Origin of the sequence: Pseudarthrobacter sp. NPDC058119 (genome assembly GCF_042884655.1) — a bacterium.
GTDB lineage: Bacteria > Actinomycetota > Actinomycetes > Actinomycetales > Micrococcaceae > Arthrobacter.
In genome coordinates, this window is the sequence record NZ_JBHVTN010000019.1 from 1 (window position 1) to 2,864 (window position 2,864).

Below are 2,864 nucleotides of genomic sequence, written 5' to 3' on the forward strand. Positions count from 1 at the left end.
CGGTAGGTGATGAGGTCGTCGATGATGCCGCCGTCTTCGTTGCAGATCAGCGAGTACTTGGCCTTGCCGTCCGCGATGGCGGACAGTTTGCCCACCAGGGCGTAATCCAGGAAGGCACCGGCCTGGGGCCCGGTGACCCACACTTCGCCCATGTGGGAGAGGTCGAACAGGCCCGCGGTGTTGCGGACGGCGTGGTGCTCAGCCAGTTCGGAGCTGTACTTGAGCGGCATCTCCCAGCCACCGAAGTCGGTGAAGGAGGCGCCCAGCTTTTTATGCTCTTCGTAAAGAGCCGTGTAGTTCTCAGTCATGGGGGATCCTTAGTTTTCGAACTCGGACAGCGGCGGGCAGGAGCAGATCAGGTTTCGGTCTCCACCGGCGCCGTCGATCCGGCCCACCGGCGGGAAGTACTTGTCCTGCTTAAGGTGGTGGACGGGGAAGACGGCCTGCTCACGGCTGTACTGGCGGGTCCATTCGGAGTTCACGACGGCGGACGCTGTGTGGGGTGCGTTGCGCAGCGGGGAGTCCTGGACAGTGAAGTCGCCGTTGGCCACCTGGTCGATTTCCTTGCGGATGGTGATCATGGCTTCGATGAAGCGGTCGATCTCGGCCAGGTCCTCGGACTCGGTGGGCTCCACCATCAGCGTCCCGGCCACCGGGAATGCCAGGGTAGGGGCGTGGAAACCGAAGTCGATGAGGCGCTTGGCCACGTCCTCCGCGGTGACGCCGGTCTTGGCGGTCAGGTCGCGCAGGTCCAGGATGCATTCGTGCGCCACGAGGCCGCCCTCGCCGGTGTAGAGGACCGGGAAGTACTCGTTCAGGCGTACGGCAACATAGTTCGCCGCGAGCAGGGCTGCCTTGGTGGCCTCGGTGAGGCCTTCGCCGCCCATGAGCTTCACGTAGGCCCAGGAGATCGGCAGGACACCGGCCGAGCCATAGTTCGAGGCGCTGATGGCCACGCCGTGGCCTTCCTCATGCGTTGCCTTGTTGGCGTCGCCGGGCATGAACGGAGCCAGGTGGGCCTTGGCCGCGACCGGTCCGACGCCGGGTCCGCCGCCGCCGTGCGGGATGCAGAAGGTCTTGTGCAGGTTCAGGTGGGAGACGTCGCCGCCGAACTTGCCGGGCTGGGCCAGGCCCACCAGGGCGTTCAGGTTGGCGCCGTCAACGTAGACCTGGCCACCGGCAGCATGGACAGCCTCGCAGATCTCGGTCACGTCCGCGTCATAGACGCCGTGGGTGGACGGGTAGGTGATCATGATCGCCGAGAGGGCATCCTTGTTCGCCTCGATTTTCGCGTACAGGTCCTCGTGGTCGATCGTGCCGTCGGCGGCCGTGGCCACGACGACGACCTTCATGCCGGCCAGGACGGCGGAGGCGGCGTTGGTGCCGTGGGCCGATGCCGGGATCAGGCAGACGTTCCGCTGCTCTTCGCCGCGGGAGTGGTGGTAGCCGCGGATGGCCAGCAGGCCGGCGAGCTCGCCCTGGGACCCGGCGTTCGGCTGCAGCGACACCTGGTCGTACCCGGTGATCTCGGCCAGGTCGGCTTCCAGGCCGCTGATCAGTTCACGCCAGCCCTCGGTCTGGGAGTCCGGGGCGAAGGGGTGGATGGAGGCGAACTCCGGCCAGGAGATGGCCTCCATCTCGGCGGTGGCGTTCAGCTTCATGGTGCAGGAACCCAGCGGGATCATGGTGCGGTCCAGCGCCAGGTCCCGGTCCGACAGCTTCCGGATGTAGCGCAGCAGCTGGGTTTCGGACCGGTGGGTGTTGAACACCGGATGCTGCAGGTACTCGGAGGTGCGGAGCACCTCTGCGGGCAGTTCGAAGCCCTCGGCGTCCACCACCGGACCGGCACCAAAGGCGACGGCGATCGCGGACAGGATCTCCGGCGTCGTGGTTTCATCCGTGGAGACACCGATGGTGTCCGCGTCGATGTAGCGCAGGTTGATGCCGCGTGCTTCAGCCGCGGTGATGACTTTGGCGGCCTTGCCGGGGACGGAGACCGTGACAGTGTCGAAGAAGGTCTCGGTGGCCAGTTCCCGTCCGGCCACCTTGAGGGTGGTGGCGAGGACGCGGGCGTTGTTGTGGACGCGCTCGGCGATGGCCTTCAGCCCGTCGGGGCCGTGGTAGACGGCGTAGAAGGAGGAAACGATGGCCAGCAGGGCCTGCGCCGTGCAGATGTTGGACGTGGCCTTCTCGCGGCGGATGTGCTGCTCGCGGGTCTGCAGCGCCAGGCGGTAGGCCGGGAGGCCGGCGTCGTCCTTGGACACGCCCACCAGGCGGCCGGGCATGGACCGCTCCAGGCCCTTGGCCACGGCCATGTAGGCAGCGTGTGGGCCGCCGAAGAACAGCGGCACACCGAAACGCTGGGTGGAGCCGACGGCGATGTCGGCACCCTGCTCGCCCGGAGGGGTGATCAGGGTCAGGGCCAGCAGGTCTGCGGCGACGGTGACCAGCGCGCCGCGCTCCTTCGCCTCGGCGATGACGCCTGCGTGGTTGAAGACGCGGCCGGAGACACCCGGCTGCTGGAGCACGATCCCGTTGATCGCGCCTTCAGGGAGTCCCTTGGACAGGTCGGCGACCTCAACCTCGAAGCCGAGCGCCTCGGCACGGCCCTTGACGATGGCGATGGTCTGCGGCAGGACATCGGCGTCCAGGACGGTCTTGCCGTCGCGGGCGTCCTTGTCCTTGTTGGCGCGGCGCATCATCAGCACGGCCTCGGCCACGGCGGTGGCTTCATCGAGCAGGGACGCGTTGGCGATGGGCAGGCCTACCAGGTCCTGGACCATGGTCTGGAAGTTCAGCAACGCCTCGAGCCGGCCCTGGGAAATCTCAGGCTGGTACGGGGTGTAGGCGGTGTACCAGGCCGG

The 2,864-nt window shown here is 67.2% G+C and carries 1 protein-coding gene and 1 pseudogene; both read right to left on the reverse strand.

Translation table 11 applies throughout. The features are described 5' to 3' along the window. Window positions 1–308: pseudogene (locus tag ACFVTD_RS20945) on the reverse strand (glycine cleavage system protein T); the annotation flags it as partial. 9 nt (window positions 309–317) lie between these two features. Next, window positions 318–2,864: aminomethyl-transferring glycine dehydrogenase (gcvP, locus tag ACFVTD_RS20950; RefSeq protein WP_387567087.1), on the reverse strand; the 2,547-nt coding region annotated here is incomplete at its 5' end.